Origin of the sequence: Massilia eurypsychrophila, from assembly GCF_002760655.1 — a bacterium.
Lineage (GTDB): Bacteria > Pseudomonadota > Gammaproteobacteria > Burkholderiales > Burkholderiaceae_D > JAFCUW01.
The window spans coordinates 97,639-111,351 of the sequence record NZ_PDOC01000004.1 but is presented as its reverse complement, the minus strand read 5'-3'; the positions used below and the strand labels follow the sequence as shown (position 1 = coordinate 111,351).

14 protein-coding genes are annotated in these 13,713 nt (G+C 65.8%); 8 read left to right on the top strand and 6 right to left on the bottom strand.

The annotated features are described in order from the left end of the window. Positions 1-177: 177 nt before the first annotated feature. Positions 178-465 (bottom strand): protealysin inhibitor emfourin, encoded by a 288-nt coding sequence (locus CR105_RS08475; RefSeq protein ID WP_229413759.1) that lies wholly within the window; start codon positions 463-465, stop codon positions 178-180. Between the two features lie 4 nt (positions 466-469). Then, entirely contained in the window at positions 470-1,960 is a 1,491-nt protein-coding gene (locus tag CR105_RS08470) for a gluzincin family metallopeptidase (RefSeq protein ID WP_229413757.1), read from the bottom strand. Between the two features lie 140 nt (positions 1,961-2,100). Here CR105_RS08470 and CR105_RS08465 point away from each other — a divergent pair, with 140 nt between their 5' ends. Continuing rightward, a complete protein-coding gene (locus CR105_RS08465; RefSeq protein ID WP_099788010.1) occupies positions 2,101-2,376 on the top strand; it encodes a polyhydroxyalkanoic acid system family protein in 276 nt (91 codons plus the stop codon). A gap of 78 nt (positions 2,377-2,454) precedes the next feature. Here the strand turns inward: CR105_RS08465 and CR105_RS08460 are convergent, their stop codons facing one another. Both CR105_RS08460 and CR105_RS08455 read right to left on the bottom strand, forming a co-directional pair. Further along, positions 2,455-2,712 carry an acyl-CoA-binding protein gene (locus CR105_RS08460; RefSeq protein WP_099788009.1) on the bottom strand — a complete coding sequence of 86 codons (258 nt, stop codon included), beginning with the start codon at positions 2,710-2,712 and terminating at the stop codon, positions 2,455-2,457. A 29-nt stretch (positions 2,713-2,741) separates the two neighbouring features. Then, positions 2,742-3,098, bottom strand: a complete 357-nt coding sequence (locus CR105_RS08455; RefSeq protein WP_099788008.1) for an FKBP-type peptidyl-prolyl cis-trans isomerase — start codon at positions 3,096-3,098, stop codon at positions 2,742-2,744. Between the two features lie 149 nt (positions 3,099-3,247). Here CR105_RS08455 and CR105_RS28260 point away from each other — a divergent pair, with 149 nt between their 5' ends. From CR105_RS28260 to CR105_RS08440, 4 genes are all read left to right on the top strand, one after another. Continuing rightward, the gene (locus CR105_RS28260) at positions 3,248-3,409 is read left to right on the top strand and encodes a hypothetical protein (RefSeq protein ID WP_180288135.1); all 162 of its coding nucleotides are present in this window, start codon (positions 3,248-3,250) and stop codon (positions 3,407-3,409) included. A gap of 37 nt (positions 3,410-3,446) precedes the next feature. Continuing rightward, a complete protein-coding gene (locus CR105_RS08450) occupies positions 3,447-4,283 on the top strand; it encodes an EI24 domain-containing protein (RefSeq protein ID WP_099788319.1) in 837 nt (278 codons plus the stop codon). 303 nt (positions 4,284-4,586) lie between these two features. Continuing rightward, positions 4,587-8,243, top strand: a complete 3,657-nt coding sequence (locus CR105_RS08445; RefSeq protein ID WP_099788007.1) for a transglycosylase domain-containing protein — start codon at positions 4,587-4,589, stop codon at positions 8,241-8,243. Between the two features lie 122 nt (positions 8,244-8,365). Next, positions 8,366-9,703 (top strand): TAXI family TRAP transporter solute-binding subunit, encoded by a 1,338-nt coding sequence (locus CR105_RS08440; RefSeq protein ID WP_099788318.1) that lies wholly within the window; start codon positions 8,366-8,368, stop codon positions 9,701-9,703. Here the strand turns inward: CR105_RS08440 and CR105_RS08435 are convergent. Together CR105_RS08435 and CR105_RS27745 are read right to left on the bottom strand one after the other, a co-directional pair. After that, a complete protein-coding gene (locus tag CR105_RS08435; protein ID WP_099788006.1) occupies positions 9,700-10,158 on the bottom strand; it encodes a rhodanese-like domain-containing protein in 459 nt (152 codons plus the stop codon). The two genes, CR105_RS08440 and CR105_RS08435, sit on opposite strands and share 4 nt — an antisense overlap. Before the next feature lie 31 nt (positions 10,159-10,189). After that, positions 10,190-10,447, bottom strand: a complete 258-nt coding sequence (locus tag CR105_RS27745) for a hypothetical protein (RefSeq protein ID WP_131021662.1) — start codon at positions 10,445-10,447, stop codon at positions 10,190-10,192. A gap of 38 nt (positions 10,448-10,485) precedes the next feature. On the opposite strand from CR105_RS27745, the gene glnA reads away from it, so the two are divergent. The 3 genes from glnA to glnL all read left to right on the top strand — a co-directional run bounded on the left by glnA (position 10,486) and on the right by glnL (position 13,689). After that, positions 10,486-11,901: a type I glutamate--ammonia ligase gene (gene glnA, locus CR105_RS08430; RefSeq protein ID WP_099788005.1), complete on the top strand. Its 1,416-nt coding sequence runs from the start codon at positions 10,486-10,488 to the stop codon at positions 11,899-11,901. 181 nt (positions 11,902-12,082) lie between these two features. After that, positions 12,083-12,598 (top strand): DUF4124 domain-containing protein, encoded by a 516-nt coding sequence (locus CR105_RS08425; RefSeq protein ID WP_099788317.1) that lies wholly within the window; start codon positions 12,083-12,085, stop codon positions 12,596-12,598. Continuing rightward, a complete protein-coding gene (gene glnL, locus CR105_RS08420; RefSeq protein ID WP_099788004.1) occupies positions 12,595-13,689 on the top strand; it encodes a nitrogen regulation protein NR(II) in 1,095 nt (364 codons plus the stop codon). The genes CR105_RS08425 and glnL overlap by 4 nt, the downstream gene beginning before the upstream one ends. The last annotated feature ends 24 nt before the right edge of the window (positions 13,690-13,713 follow it).

Here is a 13,713-nt window from a genome sequence, read left to right as displayed (position 1 = left end):
ATGAAGTGTTGCTCAGTGGCGCAGGAGTTCCGCCAACCTTGGCAAAGCACTGTATTTTAAGGCAATTCGCTTATTCCCACAAATGCGAGTCATACACAATCCGCATAAGCATATGTGAGCTCTGGGCGGTTTCGGGTCTGACCGCATGGAGTCAGACCCCGGTGCGGCTGCCGGCTTTCACGCCAGATTGCGCAATTGCGACAGCAGCGACTGCCACGGCGCCGAATCGGCGCTGCCGTCCTCGGCGAAGCGGACGGTGTGTTCGCGCGCGCCGTCGGCGACCGTGATGGCCCAGCGGCCAATGTCGGCGCCGACCGGCTGCGGCGGCGCGGCGGCGAAGAAATCGAGGTCGCGCAGCAGCGCTTCGAGCGCCGCCCCCTGCTCGATTCGCCCAGTGTCGAGCTCGTAGTGTTCGGCGCGGCCGCTAAAGCCGCCGCCGCCGGTGGCCGTGATCTTCATGGCCATGATATTAGCGCAGCCTGGCCGGAAGGGGCAGCGCGGACAGCATGTCGTCCGGCACGACGGCCGGCACGACGGCCGGCACGGGCGCGCGGTTGCGGCCGTGCTCGGCGCACCAGCGCGCCAGCGCCTGCGACTCGGCCGCGAGCACATGTTCGAGGTTGTAGTACTCGGCCAGGTTCATCGTGCCGCAGCAGGCGCGCCGGTCCTGCACGGCGCCGGGCGGATCCTGCACGCCGGGCAGGCATTCGAGCGGATCGCGGTCGTCGTCGGCCAGCGGCGCCGGCGTCTCCACCACCTGGCGCAGTGTGAAGCGGTGGCGGATGCTGTCGCGGTAGGTGACCGGCTTGCCGTCTTCGGCTGTCAGGCGCAGCATCTGGTTGACCACGTCGGGATAGGTGGCGGCGACGTCGGGCGCGGCCACCAGCGCGCGCAGCAGCAGTCCGCGCAGGTAGCAGCCCACTTCGTGCAGCACCAGCGCGTCGTCGCGCAGCGCCGGGTCGCGTTCGAGCGCGAACTGGTCGGCCAGGATGTCGTAGATGGCGCCGGTGAACACCTGCGACAGCGCGTGCACCTGGGTGCCGGCGTCGGCCAGCGTGAGCTCGTTGTCGGCGTTGCGCAGGCCGGTGGAGCCGCCCAGCGCCAGGCCGAACTGCTCGGCGATGTCGGCCAAAAAGGTCTTGTCGTGCAGCCGCGCCTTGGTCTGGGCGATGACCGCCTCGCACTGGTCGAGCTGCGACAGCGCCAGGAAAATCGCCGTCAGGTCGCCAAACGCCTCGTGCAGTCCGCCCGTCTGCGGCGGGTTGTCGGCGCCGAGCCAGTCGGGCTTGAGGCCGTCGAGCACGGCGTGCGCCGTCTCGTGCGAGACGATGTCGAACGAGCGGCAGGTAAATACCCGCGCGTCCTGCCCGCTGGGGACGAAGTCGCCGAACTTCAGGCAGCACTGCGAGCGGCTGTAGAACGCGTTCATCACGTTCGGCAGCCCGTACGGGAAGATCTGCAGCGGCGCGGTGTCGACGCTGCTGTTCCATTGCCACGGCAGCGGCATGTCGGCGCCGGCGGCCGACAGCGCGCGCTGGTACATCGTCAGCGTCTGGCGCACCACCGCGAAGGTGTGGACGGCGTTGAACTGCGGCGTGTCGGGCATGCTGATGAAGTCGCCGAACGCGTTCGGGCTGACCGGCGCGATGCCCGGGTCGCCAGAGACAATGCGGGCGTCGCGCGGGCCGTCGAGCACAATGCCTGGCAGGAACGCCTTGCGGGTGCCGATTTCGCTCACCGACGGATCCTGCTTCCACATCAGCACGCGCGCGCCGAAGGCGAACGGCAGCGGCACCGGCGGCGCCGGCTCGCCGTCGCCGCGCGGCTGGCCCGGCTCGTCGAGCAGCTGGGCCGCCTTGCGGTGCTGGCGGTAGGCCGCGCTGGGGGTAGGGACGTAGCTGACGGGCGCGTCGGTGCGCTCGGCCAGCGGGTCGTCGGGCAGGGTGTCGCGTGGGTTCATCTGCAGTTCTCCTTCGAAAAACGCGGTGTTTGCCGAAGGAAATAGTCGCGCCATGCGCGCTTGCCCTGTTTGATGCTCGTCAATAAGCGCTGCCGGTGCGATAAAATGCGCGCTACTCGGAAACAGACAGAAAGCAGCAGATGGCGCAGATCAGTATCGTTCAGGCGCACAGCCTGAGCCAGGAGCAGGCGCGCGCGGCGGCGCAACAGGTGGCCGACAAGCTGGCCGGCGATTATCAGTTGGCATGCAAGTGGGATGGCGACGTGTTGAAGTTCGGGCGCAGCGGCGTCGAGGGCGCGCTGACCTTGCAGGGACAGCGCGCCGAGATGGCGATCACGCTGGGATTCCCGATGAGCGCGTTTTCGGCGGCCATCGAGACGAAGGTGGCCGACAAGATGCGCAAGGTGTTTGCGTAGCGGCGGTGCGAGCGTCAACTAAATCGGGGTCAGACCGTAAAAGAAAAATCCGGTCAGACCCCTGGGTTGGCGCCTGCTTTACTCGTCCTTGAGCTCTTCGATCAGGTCGACGTACTGCTGCATCGCGTCGTCCTTCGACGTGCCCTTGAAACCGTCCCAGGCATCGAACTTGGCGCGGCCGATCATGTCGGTAAAGCCAGGGCGCTCGCCGGTGGCGTCGCCGCTCGAGGCCTGCTTGTACAGTCCGTAGATCTTCAGCATCGTCATGTTGTCGGGACGCTCAGGCAGATTCTTCGAATCGGCCTGTGCCTGGGCAAACTGTTCTTGCAAGCTCATATGAAACTCCTGTGGGCTGAAAAAGGAACTTAAACTGCCAGCAGTTCGACGTCGAAGATCAGGGTGGCATTGCCCGGAATGACGCCGCCGGCGCCGCGAGCGCCATAGCCCAAGCTGGCCGGAATCGTCAGGCGGCGCGCGCCGCCGACCTTCATGCCCTGCACGCCTTCGTCCCAGCCCTTGATGACCTGGCCGCCGCCGAGCGAAAACTGGAACGGGTCGTTGCGGTCCTTGCTCGAATCGAACTTGGCGCCGGTTGTGCCGTCGTCATTGCGCAGCCAGCCGGTGTAGTGCACCGTCACGTGCTGGCCGGCTTTCGCCTCGGCGCCATCGCCGACGATGGTGTCTTCGTACTGCAGTCCGGAATCGGTTGTAATTGTAGACATGATGTTTCTTTCTTGATCAGGGAGTGTTGGAGAATTGTAGTGCATGACGTGTCAAAGCGCTATGCGACCCCGTGTCAGCGGTGCTGTGGCAGCGGCAGCGTTGACGTGCTGGACGTACCGGCAGCGCATTTCCCACGTAGAATATCCATATGCTTCCTAACCTGAAAACTCCCATGCTGCGCAGTATTCTCCGGCTCGCCTCGGCCGTCCTTTGCCGCGCTTCGATCGCCGGCGCCGCAAGCGCGCATGTCGCCCGCAACTTCCATACGTTCGGCAACACCGCTTCTGGCAGCAGCAGTGGCCGGGCCTGAAGCGGATGGTCCAATCCGGCCGCCGCGGCAGCGCCTGATGCGCGCCGTGCTGAACGCCTACGGGCGCGCGCTGGCCTCGCAGCTGAGCGTTCGCATGCTGCTGCTGTCGGCGCTGCCGTTTGCGCTGTCGGTGGCGTTGTGGGGCACCTTGCTGTACTTCGGCATGCAGCCGCTGATCGATTACGTGCAGGTGCTGTTCGAACAATACGGCATCTACAAGGCCAGCGGCGGGATGCTCTCGTCGATGGGCCTCGGTGTGCTCAAAGCGGTGGTGGTGCCGCTGGTGGCGATGCTGTTGCTGCTGCCGCTGATGATCCTGACGTCGCTGCTGGTGATGGGCATCGTGGCGATGCCGGCGATCGGACGCCACGTCAGCGCGCGCCAGTTTGCCGGCCTCGACATGAAGCAGGGCGGCAGCACGCTCGGCAGCCTGGCCATCAACTTCGGCGCGGTGCTGCTGTTCGTGCCGCTGTGGCTGATGACGTTGCCGCTGTACTTTTTTGCCCCGCTGGCGCTGGCGGCGCAAGTGGCGCTGTGGGGCTGGCTGACCGCGCGCGTGATGAGCTACGACGCGCTGGCCGCCCACGCCAGCGCAGAGGAGCGGCGCGCCATCATGCAGCGCCACCGCTGGCCGCTGCTGGCGATCGGCATGGTCTCGGGCGCCTTCGGCGCCTTGCCCGGCATCGTGTGGATCGGCGGCGCGCTCATTTCAGTGGTGCTGTTTCCGTTCCTGGCGATGCTGTCGATCTGGCTGTACCTGGTGATCTTTATCTTCACCGGCCTGTGGTTCCAGTACTACTGCCTGCAGGCCTTGCGCGAGCTGCGCGCGCTTGATGCAGATGCCCGGCCGCCGAGCGATTTAGTGGCACACTGACCGTAGCAAATTGCAAACGCGCGGCGGCATTTGCGGATGTTGTCGAAGTGCTTTTACTAGCGGACTGAGCCGTTGTTTTTTTGCGAAAACAATCGGCCGGGCGACAATTTGTCGATCAGTGCTACGTCGTGGAGGCATTGATGTGGTGGAATGGTAAGCATGCGATGGCCAGGTTCTGGAGTGGGATTTTGGTTGTTATTCGCGAAACACGAAACGGCCTCGCTCCGTTGCAACGACCCATGCATGGATGGCGATGGTCGGGACGCAGGGCGCTGACGATTGATTCATACCGGTTGAGCCATCATGGAAAGTAATAGCCAAGCAGGGCGGAACTACAGCGTTGCGAGTGCAGTTCGCGCGCTGCGTGCACGCGCCGCATCGATCAACCTGGGCCGCTCGCGCGGCGCCGCCGCCACCGCCGCCGCGCCCGTGCTCGAGCAGGAACTGCAACACGAACTGCAGGACCAGCAGGCCGCCGAACTGCGCTCCGCGCCAACCCACCTGTCGCTGGTAACCGAGCCGCCGGAGCAGCCGGCCGAAGGCGCCCCCGATGGCAAGCCGCCCAAGCGCCGCAGCCGCATCAAGCCGGCGCTGGTGCTGTTGCTGCTGATGCTGCTGTCGCTGTTCGCCTGGTGGCTGGTGCGCGAAAGCCAGACCTCGTCGATGCAGGCGCAGTTCTTCACCGGCCTGGCCAGGAAGATCAGTTACAAGGTCGAGCCTGGCCCGAGCAACGCGATCCGCTTCCCGTCCGACAGCCCGTACGACGAGCGGCTCGGCTACGCCAACCTGCCCGACTACCTGGCCAAGCTGAAGGGGCACGACTACGTCATCGCCTCCCAGGCGCGACTGTCGCCGAAAATGATCGAGCTGGCCGACATGGGCCTGTTCGCCACCTACCGCGAAAAGACCCAGGTCGGCCTCGAGATCTTCGACGACAAGCAGCAGCCGCTGTTTAGCGCCCGCTTTCCCGAGCGCGTGTACGGCGGCTTCGACGCCACGCCGCTGCCTTTGATCCAGAGCCTGCTGTTCATCGAGAACCGCGAGCTGCTCGACACGACCTACCCGAAACGCAATCCGGCGGTCGAATGGGACCGCTTCAGCAAAGCCGTGTTCGACAAGTCGCTGCACGTGGTGACCGGCGCCGACAAGCGCTCCGCCGGCGGCAGCACGCTCGCCACGCAGATCGAAAAATACCGCCATTCGCCGGACGGGCGCACCAATTCGCTGTCGGACAAGCTGCGCCAGATGGTGTCGGCGTCGCTGCGCGCCTACCAGGACGGCGAGGACACCACCATGGCGCGGCGCCAGATCGTGGTCGACTACATCAACACGGTGCCGCTGTCGGCCAAGCTTGGCTACGGCGAAGTAAACGGCATCGGCGACGGCATGTGGGTCTGGTACGGCCGCAACTTCGACGACCTGAACCGCGCCTTGCGCGGCGCCATCGACACGCCTGACGCGGCGCTCGCCTACAAGGAGGCGCTCAGCCTGTTCATCGCCCAGCGTCGCCCGGCCCACTACCTCGGCGCCGGTTCGGACGACCTCGAAGAACTGACCAACGTCCACCTGCGCGTGCTGGCCCAGGCCGGCGTCATCACGCCGAAACTGCGCGACCTCGCCACCAGCCAGAAGCTCCACCCTGCGTCGGGCACCGGCGTGGCGCCGCCGGCGGCCAATTCCTTCACCACCCGCAAGGCCTCGAACGCGGTGCGCACCCACCTGGCCGGCTTGCTGGGCGACTCGCGCCTGTACAACGTCGACCGCCTCGACCTGGCGGTGGCCAGCACCCTCAACGCCGAAGCGCAGAAGGCCGTCACGGCGCGCCTGCGCGGCCTGCGCGACGTCGAATCGGCCACCGCCGCCGGCCTGACCGGCAAGGGCATGCTCGGCAACGGCGACCCGGCCAACGTCGTCTACAGCTTCACCCTGATCGAGCGCGGCGCCGACGCCAACTACCTGCGCGTCCAGACCGACAACTACGACCAGCCGCTCGACATCAACGAAGGCGCCAAGCTCGATCTCGGTTCGACCGCCAAGCTGCGCACCCTGGTCACCTACATGGACATCGTCGACCAGCTGCACAAGCGCTATGCGCAAATGACACCGGTCGAACTGAAGAAAGTGGTGCTCGATCCGAAGGACCGCATGTCGCAGTGGGGCGTCGAATACTTCCAGGGCCTCAAGGCCAGCGCCGACCGCGGCCTGGCGCCGATGCTCGAAGCGGCGTTCGAGCGCAAGTATTCAGCCAGCCCCGGCGAGAGCTTTTTCACCGGCGGCGGCCTGCACACGTTCGGCAACTTCAGCAAGCTCGACGACTCGAAGATCATGACGGTACGCCAGGCGCTGCGCCAGTCGACCAACTTGGTGTTCGTGCGCATGATGCGCGACGTGGTGCGCTACTACATGTTCCAGCTGCCCGGTTCGTCGGCGGCGCTGCTGGCCGACGCCAACGATCCGCGCCGCGCCGAATATCTGTCCCGCTTCGCCGACCGCGAAGGGCGCGAATTCCTCGGCAAGTTCTACAGCAAGTACAAGGGCAAGACGCCAGCCGACGCCCAAAAGGCGCTGCTGGCAAGCTTCCGGCCGACGCCGACGCGCCTGGCCGCGGTGCATCGCACCGTCTGGCCGCAAGGCACGCTGGCCGAATTTGGCGCCTTCATCAACGACAATCTGCCGTCGGCCAACGAGGTGCCGGCCGACCGCATCGCCCGCATGTACGAAACGTACGCACCGGCGGCGATGTCGCTGTCGGACCGCGGTTACGTCTCATCGCTCCATCCGCTGGAACTGTGGGTGGTCGGCTACCTGCGCAGCAACAAGGACGCCGGCTGGAAGCAGGTCGCCGACGCCAGCGTCAAGGAGCGCCAGGACGTGTACTCGTGGCTGTTCAACACCCACCGCAAGCACGCGCAGGACAAGCGCATCGCCGGCCTGATTGAAGTCGAAGCCTTCCTCAAGATCCACGCGCAGTGGAAGAGCATGGGCTACCCGTTCGATTCGCTGGTGCCGTCGTACGCCACCACGCTGGGCGCCTCGGCCGACCGGCCGGCCGCGCTGGCCGAGATGATGGGCATCATCGTCAACAACGGCATGCGCAAACCGGTGCAGCGGATCGACTCGCTGCACTTCGCCAAGGGCACGCCGTACGAGACGCTGGTCAAGCATGCCAAGGCCGACAAGTTCGAGCAGGTGATCGCGCCGGAAGTGGCGCAAGCGGTGTCGGAAGCGATCCGCGGCGTGGTATCGGACGGCACCGCCAAGCGCGTCAAGGCGGCGTTCGTCGCCGCCGACGGCAGCATCATCGCAGTCGGCGGCAAGACCGGTACCGGCGACCAGCGCTTCGACGTCTACGGCGGCGGCGGGCGCCTGATCGAATCGCGCTTCGTCAACCGGTCGGCCACCTTCGTCTTCAACATCGGCGAGCGCTTCTTCGGCAGCATGACCGCCTACGTGCATGGTCCGGACTCCGAGAACTACGACTTCACCAGCGCCTTGCCGGTGCAGCTGCTGACGGTGCTGGCGCCGACCTTGATGCCGATGATCGATCCGGAGGCGGCGGCCAAGCAGAAGGCTGCCGCTGAGGCTGCGGCCGCCGCTGGCGCCGCTGCGAAGGTCGCCAAGGCAGAAGCCGATGCCGCCCCTGGCGCCGTCGTCAAGCCGGCCGTCGTCAAGGACGCCGTCGCCAAACCTGCGGGCGAGGGCGAGGCAGTCGTCAAGCCAGTCGCCGCCAAGCCAGTCGTCGCCAGGCCGGCCGCGGCCAAGCCGGTCGCCGAAAAGGCTGTTGTCGCCAAGGCTGCTGTCGCCAAGCCGGCCACGCCAAAAGCTGGCGATGCCGCCGCCGACAAGCCGAAAGCGGCAGCCAAGGCGCCTGCCGCGGACGCCGCCAAGCCCGTCAAGCCCGTCAAGCCCGTCCAGCCAAAGCCAAAGCAGGAAGCGCCACGTCCGCAAGTGCTGTTCTGACGTCCGATCAGGGCCTGCATCTGCACCGGTCTGACCCAGCGGGGGCAGGCCACGGACGCGGCACTTGCATATTGGGTCAATTGTTGGCATCGTAGCCACCCATGAAACCCATGCGCCAAGTGATGTCCCGTATCCGCAAGTTCTCCCAGTTCTCGTTTCGCGACCTGGTCGCCACCGCTGGCCCCACCATCCTGCTGATCGGCGCCTTGTGCGCGCTGGCCTACGTCATCGTCGACCCGGCCCCGCCGCGCCACATGCGCCTGGCCACCGGCCAGGAAAACAGCGCCTACGAACAATTCGGCACCAAGTACGCGGCGGCGCTGGCCAAGGATGGCATCAAGGCCGAACTGGTGCGCTCGCTCGGCTCGCAGCAGAACCTGCAGCAACTCAACGAGGGCAAGGTCGACGCCGCATTCGTCCAGAGCGGCTCGACCGACGAAGCGGCCGCCCAGCGCAAGGGCCTGGTGTCGCTCGGCAGCCTGTTCACCGAACCGGTCTGGCTGTTCATGCGCGAACCGGTCGCCGTCACCCAGCTTGGCCAGCTCAAGGGCCTGCGCATCAACCTCGGTCCGGAAGGCACCGGCATCCCCAAGCTGTTTCGCCAGGTGCTGGCCTTGAATGGCGTCGAGCCGGCCGACCTGGCCATCGGCGCGCTGGAGAATACGCCGGCCACCGTGGAACTGCTCGAAGGGCGCATCGACGCGCTGGTGTTCTCGTCCGGGCCGGACGCGCTGCTGGTGCAGATGCTGCTGCAAACGCCCGGCATCCGGCTGTTCAACTTCGACCAGGCCGAAGCCTACGCGCGGCGCCTGCCGTTCCTGTCGCACGTGGTGCTGCCGCGCGGGATCGTCGACCTCGGGCGCGACCTGCCGCCGCAGGACTACCACCTGATTGCGCCCACCGCCACGCTGGTGGCGCGCGCCAACCTGCACCCGGCGCTGATCGAACTGCTGGTGCAGGCGGCCACCGAGATCCACGGCGGCGCCGGCTGGTTCCAGCAGCAGGGCCAGTTCCCGTCGGCGCGCTACACCGAGATCCCGGTCGCGCGCGAGGCGGCCAAGTTCTACAAGGACGGAGCGCCGCTGCTGCAGCGCTACATGCCGTTCTGGGTCGCCAACCTGTTCGACCGGCTGTGGGTGGTGGTGGTCGCGCTGGCCGCGCTGATCATCCCGTTTTCGAAAGTGGTGCCGCCGCTGTACGTGTGGCGCATCAAGTCGCGCATCTACCGCTGGTACGGCCAGCTGCGCACGATCGAACAGGAGCTCGAGGAGGGCGCCGCGGACGGGCGCGAGCAGGTCTGCGACGAGCTGCTAAAACGCCTCGACGACATCGAGGCGCGCGTCAACCACATGTCGATCCCGCTGGCATTCGCCGATAACCTGTACGGCCTGCGCAGCCACATCAACTTCGTGCGCCAGCGGGTACTGCTGACGCTGAAAACGGCGGCCGCGGCGCGCTAGCCGCCGATCCACGGCAGGCCAACCTTGCACCAGCCTTCGACCTGCTTGCGGTGGCCGTCGCTGTCCTTGCCGCCTTCGAAGCCTTCGAGGATGTCGAACGCGTTGGTGAAGCCGTGATCGGTGGCCAGCTTGGCCGCATGGCGCGAGCGCACGCCGGAGCGGCACAAAAACAGCAGCAGGTCGTTTTTGCCCGCTACTTCGCCCAGTTGCTCGACGAACTGCGGGTTGACCACGCCGCTCGGCCAGCTGCTCCATTCGACGGCGGCGTGCTGGCCCGGTGCGATGGCGACCTGGCCGACCCAGTAACGCTCGGCGTTGGTGCGCACGTCGACCAGCTTGGCGCTGGGGTCCGACTGCAGCAGCGCGAACGCCTCCTGCGGCGTCACCGCGCCGGCGTACGGTTGGTCGGCGCCGCGCTGGCGGGCGGTGGCAAGGATGTGGTCGGCGGCGCTCATGGCAGTTTTCCTTGGGTTGGCAGATTGTCCATTATAGGGCCACATCGCCGTGGCCGAACGGCGCGCGCAGCGGCTCTCGCTTTTGGGGCGCATTGTGCCGCCTTGGTGCATTTTTCTGCCAACGCACCATATTGGTGCTCCACGGCGGTGCGTGGACCGGCAGATTCCGTGCGCCGCTGGCGATTTTCCTACCTTCCTTAGCAAGTCCCGCACTAAACTGGACTTTAGCGTTGGAATTAATGGCTGGCATGGTTTCTGCTATGATTCCTGTGAGTTTGCGTACGCCCATGAGCGCGCGCTCCCCCCTTTTTATCTAGGAGATTTTGAATGGCAAAGACCGCCGCAGAAGTGCTGAAGATGGCAAAAGACAACGAAGTCAAATTCGTTGATTTCCGCTTTGCCGATACCCGTGGCAAGGAGCAGCACGTCACCGTACCTATCTCCCACTTCGATCTCGACAAGTTCGAGTCGGGTCACGCCTTCGACGGTTCGTCGATCGCTGGCTGGAAGGGCATCGAAGCGTCCGACATGATCCTGATGCCGGATCCGTCGACCGCCAACATCGACCCGTTCATGGAAGAGACCACGCTGTTCATGCAGTGCGACGTCATCGAGCCATCCGACGGCAAGGGCTACGACCGCGATCCGCGTTCGATCGCCAAGCGCGCCGAAGCCTACCTGAAGTCGTCCGGCCAGGGCGACACCGCCTACTTCGGCCCGGAGCCGGAATTCTTCATCTTCGATTCGGTCCGCTGGAAAATCGACATGTCCGGCTGCTTCGTCAAGATCGATTCGGACGAGTCCTCGTGGGCCACCGACGCCAAGACCGAAGGCGGCAACCATGGCCACCGTCCGACCGTCAAGGGCGGCTACTTCCCGGTCCCGCCGGTCGACTCGTTCCAGGACATGCGTTCGGAGATGTGCCTTATCCTCGAAGCGATGGGCATCCCGGTCGAAGTGCACCACCACGAAGTGGCCGGCGCTGGCCAGAACGAAATCGGCACCCGCTTCTCGACCCTGGTCGAGCGCGCCGACTGGACCCAGAACCTGAAGTACGTCGTCTGGAACGTCGCCCACAGCTACGGCAAGACCGCCACCTTCATGCCGAAGCCGATCGTCGGCGACAACGGCTCGGGCATGCACGTGCACCAGTCGATCTGGAAGGACGGCAAGAACCTGTTCGCCGGCGACGGCTATGCCGGCCTGTCGGACACCGCGCTGTTCTACATCGGCGGCATCATCAAGCACGCCAAGGCGCTCAACGCGATCACCAACCCTGGCACCAACTCGTACAAGCGCCTGGTGCCTGGCTACGAAGCGCCGGTCAAGCTGGCCTACTCGGCCCGCAACCGCTCGGCATCGATCCGCATCCCGCACGTGGCCAACCCGAAGGGTCGCCGCATCGAGACGCGCTTCCCCGATCCACTGGCGAACGTCTACCTGTGCTTCGCCGCGCTGCTGATGGCCGGCCTGGACGGCATCGCCAACAAGATCCACCCGGGCGAGGCGGCATCGAAAGACCTGTACCACCTGCCGCCGGAAGAAGACGCGCTGATCCCGACGGTGTGCGCATCGCTGGAAGAAGCACTCGAGAACCTCGACAAGGACCGCGAGTTCCTGACCCGCGGCGGCGTGTTCAGCGACAGCATGATCGACGCTTACATCGAACTGAAAATGCAGGACGTGCAGCGCATGCGCATGACCACGCACCCGGTCGAATTCGACATGTACTACTCGCTGTAAGCGAAACGCCAACAGTGTTATGCCGATGTCAGCAGCTCTTGTAGTGCCGATATCGAAAGTGTAAATGCTGTGTAAAAAACGCGGGGAAAGCCACGGCTTTCACCGCGTTTTTTTTCGGATGTTGTATATTCGGGCTGAACCCAATAACCGCGCGCACCGCCGCGCACCAATGCTGATGTTTATGATAAAGAGGTCTTTCGGACGAGCCGGCGCAGTCGCCATCGCTTCGCTGGCGGTGAGCGGCATCGCGCACGGCCAGGTGATGTACAAATGCGTCGACGAAGGCGGCCACGTGCTCTACACCGACACCCTCAAGCCGGGCTGCAAGGCGCTCGACTTGCCATCGACCGGCGCCAGCGGCCCGGTCGCCGCGCCGCCGCGCCGCGCAGCCACAGCGGCGACTCCGCGCAGCAGCGCCGCGCCGGCCGCCACGCCGGCCGAGTTCCCGCGCGTGAGCACCTACCAGCAGAAGGCGCGCGACGACGACCGCCGCGAGATCCTCAACGAGGAACTGCGCAGCGAAGAAAAGAAGCTGGCCGAACTACGGCGCGAATTCAACAACGGCGAGCCTGAACGCCAGGGCAACGAGAAGAACTACGCCAAGTACCTCGAACGCGTGGCGCAGCTGCGCGACAGTGTCGGCCGCGCCGAAAAGAACCTCGACGCCCTCAAGCGCGAGATCGCGAACATCCGATGAACCGGCCCGCCGGCCCGCCCGCCCGACCCGCCGCCGATACGGCGCTGGCGGGGCTCGACCTGCTGGCGTCGGCCGTGCTGCTGGTCGGCGCCGACGGCCAGATCCGCTATGCCAACGCGGCCGCCGAACACCTGCTCGAAATTTCCGCGCGCGCGCTGGCGCGCATGCAGATCGCCGCGCTGTTCCTCAACGGCGACGAACTGGCCAACCTGTGCGCGCAGGCGCTGGCGCACGAATACGCCGACCTGCGCCAGGACCTCGCGCTCGAGCGCAGCGGGCGCGACGCGCTGCACGTGCACAGCATCGTCAGCGTCACCGGCGACGGCGGCGTCATCGTCGAGCTGCGCGAAAACGTCCAGCAGCTCAAGCTTGACCGCGAAGAGCGCATGCTCGACCAGAGCCAGGTCAACAAGGAACTGATCCGCAACCTGGCGCACGAAATCAAGAATCCGCTGGGCGGCATCCGCGGCGCCGCCCAGCTGCTTGAACTGGAGCTGCCGGAAAAGCACCTCAATGGGCTGCGCGAGTACACCCAGGTCATCATCAAGGAAGCGGACCGGCTGCAAACGCTGGTCGACCGCCTGCTGGCGCCGCACCGGCGCCCGCACATCGTCGGCGACGTCAACATCCACGAGGTGTGCGAGCGGGTGCGCAGCCTGATGGTGGCAGAATTTCCCACCGGGCTGTCGATCCGGCGCGACTACGACGCCTCGATTCCCGAGTTCAGGGGTGACAAGGAGCAACTGATCCAGACGGTGCTCAACATCGCCCGCAACGCCGCCCAGGCGCTGCGCGAGCGCATCGCCGCCGGCGACGCCGAGCTGGTTTTGCGCACCAGGGTGGCGCGCCAGGTCACCCTGGCCAAGGTCCGCTACGGGCTGGCATTAGACTTGCATATCATCGACAATGGACCGGGCATCTCGCCGCAGATCCGCGATCGTATCTTCTACCCGCTGGTGTCGGGCAGGGACGGCGGCAGCGGGCTGGGGCTGACATTGGCGCAAACCTTCGTGCAACAGCACCTGGGCGTGATCGAATGCGAGAGCCGGCCTGGATTGACGGACTTCCGCATCCTGCTGCCCCTGCCATAAGCGGGTGCTCGGGGGCGGGGACGG

What these genes read in the sequence shown, in the direction of transcription:
- CR105_RS08450 (WP_099788319.1), top strand. Translation starts at nt 3,447, where the DNA reads ATGCGCGCCGTGCTGAACGCCTACGGGCGCGCGCTGGCCTCGCAGCTG.
- CR105_RS28260 (WP_180288135.1), top strand. Translation starts at nt 3,248, where the DNA reads ATGCTTCCTAACCTGAAAACTCCCATGCTGCGCAGTATTCTCCGGCTC.
- CR105_RS08470 (WP_229413757.1), bottom strand. Translation starts at nt 1,960, where the DNA reads ATGAACCCACGCGACACCCTGCCCGACGACCCGCTGGCCGAGCGCACC.
- CR105_RS08475 (WP_229413759.1), bottom strand. Translation starts at nt 465, where the DNA reads ATGGCCATGAAGATCACGGCCACCGGCGGCGGCGGCTTTAGCGGCCGC.
- CR105_RS08465 (WP_099788010.1), top strand. Translation starts at nt 2,101, where the DNA reads ATGGCGCAGATCAGTATCGTTCAGGCGCACAGCCTGAGCCAGGAGCAG.
- CR105_RS08460 (WP_099788009.1), bottom strand. Translation starts at nt 2,712, where the DNA reads ATGAGCTTGCAAGAACAGTTTGCCCAGGCACAGGCCGATTCGAAGAAT.
- CR105_RS08455 (WP_099788008.1), bottom strand. Translation starts at nt 3,098, where the DNA reads ATGTCTACAATTACAACCGATTCCGGACTGCAGTACGAAGACACCATC.
- glnL (WP_099788004.1), top strand. Translation starts at nt 12,595, where the DNA reads ATGAACCGGCCCGCCGGCCCGCCCGCCCGACCCGCCGCCGATACGGCG.
- CR105_RS08440 (WP_099788318.1), top strand. Translation starts at nt 8,366, where the DNA reads ATGTCCCGTATCCGCAAGTTCTCCCAGTTCTCGTTTCGCGACCTGGTC.
- CR105_RS08425 (WP_099788317.1), top strand. Translation starts at nt 12,083, where the DNA reads ATGATAAAGAGGTCTTTCGGACGAGCCGGCGCAGTCGCCATCGCTTCG.
- CR105_RS08435 (WP_099788006.1), bottom strand. Translation starts at nt 10,158, where the DNA reads ATGAGCGCCGCCGACCACATCCTTGCCACCGCCCGCCAGCGCGGCGCC.
- CR105_RS27745 (WP_131021662.1), bottom strand. Translation starts at nt 10,447, where the DNA reads ATGGGCGTACGCAAACTCACAGGAATCATAGCAGAAACCATGCCAGCC.
- CR105_RS08445 (WP_099788007.1), top strand. Translation starts at nt 4,587, where the DNA reads ATGGAAAGTAATAGCCAAGCAGGGCGGAACTACAGCGTTGCGAGTGCA.
- glnA (WP_099788005.1), top strand. Translation starts at nt 10,486, where the DNA reads ATGGCAAAGACCGCCGCAGAAGTGCTGAAGATGGCAAAAGACAACGAA.